This window comes from Pseudanabaena sp. SR411, from assembly GCF_002251945.1.
Lineage (GTDB): Bacteria > Cyanobacteriota > Cyanobacteriia > Pseudanabaenales > Pseudanabaenaceae > Pseudanabaena.
In genome coordinates this window covers 1-2,495 of the sequence record NZ_NDHW01000029.1, presented here as the reverse complement: position 1 = coordinate 2,495, position 2,495 = coordinate 1, and the positions used below count along the sequence as shown (strand labels likewise).

Sequence of the window (2,495 nt, the reverse complement as noted above, 5' to 3'; positions counted from 1 at the left end):
AAATTCCTGAATCGCATCTAATCTCTTCTTCGCAGCCTCCGTCAATTCAAGGTTAGGYGGATACARCAAATAGGCATGAGCCTGAATCCCCGCCCGACCAACGCGACCACGCAATTGATAMAGTTGCGCYAAACCCAACTTATGAGCATCCTCAATCACAATCGTATTCACACGCGGAATATCCAACCCCGACTCAATAATCGTGGTACAGAGGAGAATATCCGCCTCATTGTTATTAAAAGCAACCATTGCCGCCTCTAACTCCGACTCCTGCATCTGCCCATGCGCGATCGCTAATCTCACATTCGGTAACATTATTCTCAAAGAAACAGCGATCGCCTCAATCCCCTCAATACGCGGCACAACATAAAACACCTGACCACCACGATCTAACTCATGCCGAATTGCTGTTTTCACCAGTGACGCATCGTAAGCAGACAGATGGGTTTGAATCGATCGCCTTGAGGGAGGAGGAGTCGCAATCACACTCATTTCCCGCACCCCAGAAAGAGCCGCATAGAGAGTACGCGGAATCGGCGTAGCACTCAAAGTCAATAAATCCACATCGCCCTTCATCGCCTTGATTTTCTCCTTCTGCAAAGTCCCAAAGCGCTGCTCTTCATCAATCACCAGTAAACCCAAATCGTGAAACTCAACATCCTTCGACAAAAGCTGATGCGTACCGACAATGACTTGAACCTGACCATCCGCAACCTGTTGTAAAACCTGCTTGCGCTCCTTCGCAGGACGAAATCGATTTACGATATCCACTGTGAAAGGATAAGCCGCAAACCGAGTTTGGAGTGTATGAAAATGCTGCTGTGCCAGAATCGTCGTGGGAGCTAACAGAGCTACTTGCTTACCCGCACAAACTGCCTTAAAAATTGCCCGCACCGCCACTTCTGTTTTGCCAAAGCCGACATCACCGCAAACTAGCCGATCCATTGGGCGATCGCTTTCCATGTCTTGCTTCACATCTTGAACTGCTTTGACCTGATCTGGTGTCAGTTGATAGGGAAAAGAATCCTCCATCTCCTGTTGCCAATCGGTATCAGGTGGAAAAGCATAGCCGACTAAATTGGCGCGGCGAACATAGAGTTGCAGTAAATCCCTTGCTAACTTGTAAATTTCCTTTTGACATTTGCTCAGGGCGTTATCCCAAGCCTTTGTATTAGCGATGCTGTTTAACTTAGGCGGCTTACTAGAAGCACTGCGATAGCGGGAGAGAATCTTCTCATTTTCTGGTGCGATCGCCACCGCAGTCTTACCATCAGCAAATTCAACGATGTAATGTGGTTGCTTTTCTCCCTTCACTTCAATGGTTTCAAAGCGCGTAAACTTACCAATCCCATATTTACGATGCACGACATAATCACCCACATTTAGCTCGTCAGGATTAACTGACTTAGCAGAAGTTATGTGTGAGGGATGGACAAAGGTGGGCGAGGCTAATAATTGCTGTCCAAATAATTCGCGATCGGTCAAGAGCGCTAGATTACAACTAGGCAAAACAAAGCCTTGCATCTCGATCAGTCCCGAATATTTCAAAATGACGGGTTTACCAGCTTTCTGAATCCGTGCAATTGACTGTAAATCATCAGAATCACTGACAAAGTTAGCAATGCAGTCATACTCCTTGAGTAAAGTTGCCACGCGCAAAGGTTGAGCCGAAATCAGAGTGACTTGATATTCCGATTTGAGATATTCACGAATCAGCGCTGCAATCTGGTCAAACTGATGGGGAACTATCGGAATAGAGGCACTGGCAAAGTCAAAAATATTGGCTTTGGGTTTAAGCGATCGCTCGGTAAGTTGAAGCATCTGAAATTTCTTTGCCTCAGTCATGCACTTGGCAAAGTCCCAATGCAGTTTCGGTGTATCTGATTGCGATTGATTTTGATAAAGCTCTTCCGCAGCTTCGTGCCAGCGATCGCCATAGCTCTGACATTGTTCTGGTTCATCAATGGCGACAATGAAGTTCTTGGGTAAGTAATGCAGTAATGTGGCTCTGTGAGCAGTAACAAACTCATGCAAATCGATAGGAGCGATCGCAATGCTGGATAGGTCAGTGAAGCTTTTAGGATTAGTGGGGTCAAACTCTCTGATTTTCTCGACAGTGCCGCGATTGCAGCTTAGGCGCACGGGTAGATTTCGATTAACTGGAAAAACTTCAAAACTAAATCCTTTGCGGCTCCATTGCTTTGATCCCTTTACTTCCTTGACTTCTTCATATCCTAATCTTGCCAGAGCAGAAGCTAATAATTTAACCGATTGCGAATCGCCGATATTGAGATAGAGGCTATGTTTTTGGAATACTTGAGTGGATGGTAGATGGGGCTGTAGCGCTTTAATGGTGGTAGCGATCGCTAGGTTAGACTGTGGTTTGGCAAGCAGTTCTGCTAATATCTCAATCCTTGTCCAAGCTGTTTCCAAATCGATTTGGGCTGATTCGTAGGGAAATGTATCAAGGGGTTGATATAGATAGACGCGCCATG

Annotated in this window: 1 protein-coding gene; it reads right to left on the bottom strand. The window is 46.0% G+C overall.

Annotation, left to right across the window (positions count from 1 at the left end):
• Positions 1-2,495, bottom strand: a 2,495-nt coding sequence (locus B9G53_RS00850) for a DEAD/DEAH box helicase (protein ID WP_094528433.1), incomplete at both ends; no start/stop codon positions are given.